The sequence below is a fragment of the Cyanobium sp. LEGE 06143 genome, assembly GCF_015207535.1.
Classification (GTDB): Bacteria; Cyanobacteriota; Cyanobacteriia; order PCC-6307; family Cyanobiaceae; genus NIES-981.
Map to the genome: position 1 here is coordinate 1 of NZ_JADEWP010000296.1, position 1,948 is coordinate 1,948.

A 1,948-nucleotide genomic window follows, 5' to 3' on the forward strand; every position below is an offset into this window, starting at 1 on the left:
AGAGGGGGAGGAGGGGCCGGCGTCAGCCCCGGGGCCAGGCGGCAGGGTCAGCTCCAGGCTGCGGGCGGGCTGCTCCGGCCCCAGGGCTTCCCCTGGGAGCAACAGCACCGCGTCGAGGCCTGAGCAGAAGCGGTACCTGCTCACCCCAGGCAAGGCATGGAGCCGCTGGATCAGTCCTTGCAGGTTCAGGCGTGTGTGAACGTCCAGAACGGGGGCGGGGGAGGATGGCAATCCATCTTCGCGCCCCGTTTGAGGTCCCTCGACCTGCTGATCGCAGCCCCGAGCGACCCCGCCGGCCTGGCGGGCTGGGGGGACGTGGCCTTCGCCCAGAGCCTGCAGCGGGCCCTGCGCGGCTGTGGCCTCGCCACGCGCCTGCTGTTTCGCGACACCTACGAAAGCGCCACCCCCCCTCCCGCCGGCACCGGGCTGCTGCTGCTGCGGGGCAAGTTCCGTCCCCGCCCCGAGTGGCTCAGCCAGGCCACCTACTGCACCCGTCTGCTCTGGCAGATCAGCTGGCCGCTGGACATCAGCGCCGCGGAACTGGCCAGTTACGACAGGCTGTTCGTGGCTTCTGCCCAGGACCGGCAGCGCCTGGCCTACCTGAGCGGCAAGCCCACCCATGTGCTGCCCCAGGCCACGGACTTCCGGATGGCCGGTTCCCCGCGGCTGCCCAGCCGGGGGTTGCTGTTCGTGGGCAACACCCGTGGCTTGGTCCGGCCCCTGGTGCTGGGTTTCGGCCGCAGCGGGCTGCCGCTCACCCTGATCGGCAGCGGCTGGGAGGCCTACGGCCTGAGGGCGGAGCGGCAGAGCATCAGCAACCACGCCCTCCCGGCTCTCTACGGCGAGAGCCTGGCGGTGCTCAACGACCACCACGGCGCCATGCGTGATTTCGGCTATCTCAACAACCGGGTCTTCGATGTGCTGGCCTGCGGGGTGCCCGTGATCACCGACATGGCGCCAGGCTGCCCTGAAGCGCTGCTGCCGGGGATCGTCGTGCATGGCCCCGATGACGACCCCCAGGCCACGCTGGCTGAGGTGATGCGCCGCCGCTCCAAGCCTGGACTGCTGCAACGGGTCAGCGGGGTCGTGGCCAGTGAGCACAGCTTTCAGGCCCGGGCCGAGGCGTTGCTGGCGGCCTGCGGCCTTGGCTCAGGATTGGCTGACGCTGGCGGCTGGACGCGAGGGGCTGCCCTGGCTGCCCCCGCCGACCTCTGGCCCTGAGGGGAAGCCGGCCTGGTGGAGCAGCTGCTCCACTTCGGCGATGTAGAGCTGAAACCCCTCCAGCTGCAGGGCCTGGGCCCGTAGCTCTTCGGGGAATTCGACAATCGGATCAGGCTGGCCAGCCTTGACGTCCCGGCGCAGTTTGAGGCTGGCGGCCTCGGCCATGAGCTCGTCAAACCTGGGGAAGTCCGGGTCCTGAAGCAGGGCTCGACTCAGCTCCCTGGCCGCGACCACGCCCTTTCTGTTGGCCAGAAGCTCCTGGACGCGGGTCAGCTTGGCCTTCCGCCAGCTGCGCCAGGCTTCAGGCGCACGCCGCTCAGGATGCTCCAGAAGGATCGCCAGCCGTTGGTGGGGCGTAGGGGGGGGCAAGAGCCTCAGCCGCCGAGCGACCTTCTTCAGCGGCCAAAAAAAGCCGCGTCGGCGCGATGCCTCTGGTGTGGCTCTAGCCATGGTCTTTAGGGATGGCATTTCAGCCGACTCAGGCTACCCAGAACATGTGACGGCTACCTGGCCGGCCAGACACTCCCTACCTAGGGAGCCTCTGGGCAACGAGCCCTGAAAGTGGGTCCAAGGTTGGAATTTGCTCGGAATGAACAACGTTTGGCGAATCTGAGGTTGGCTTGGCTGATTTCACCCTTTCGGGTGCCAAAATCTGCCCATGTTGGCCGATTCTTTCCCTCGACAGGCACACTGATCTCCTGATCACGTACTGCATAGCAACCTGCGA

At 67.8% G+C, this 1,948-nt stretch carries 2 protein-coding genes; one reads left to right on the forward strand and one right to left on the reverse strand.

Annotated features, from left to right (window positions below; translation table 11 throughout):
* Nucleotides 1-249: 249 nt before the first annotated feature.
* A complete protein-coding gene (locus tag IQ216_RS13725; protein ID WP_193815914.1) occupies nt 250-1,221 on the forward strand; it encodes a glycosyltransferase in 972 nt (323 codons plus the stop codon).
* Here the strand turns inward: IQ216_RS13725 and IQ216_RS13730 are convergent.
* Nucleotides 1,150-1,590, reverse strand: coding sequence for a hypothetical protein (locus IQ216_RS13730; protein ID WP_193815915.1), 441 nt, complete (start codon nt 1,588-1,590; stop codon nt 1,150-1,152). The genes IQ216_RS13725 and IQ216_RS13730 overlap by 72 nt on opposite strands.
* Nucleotides 1,591-1,948 lie beyond the last annotated feature (358 nt).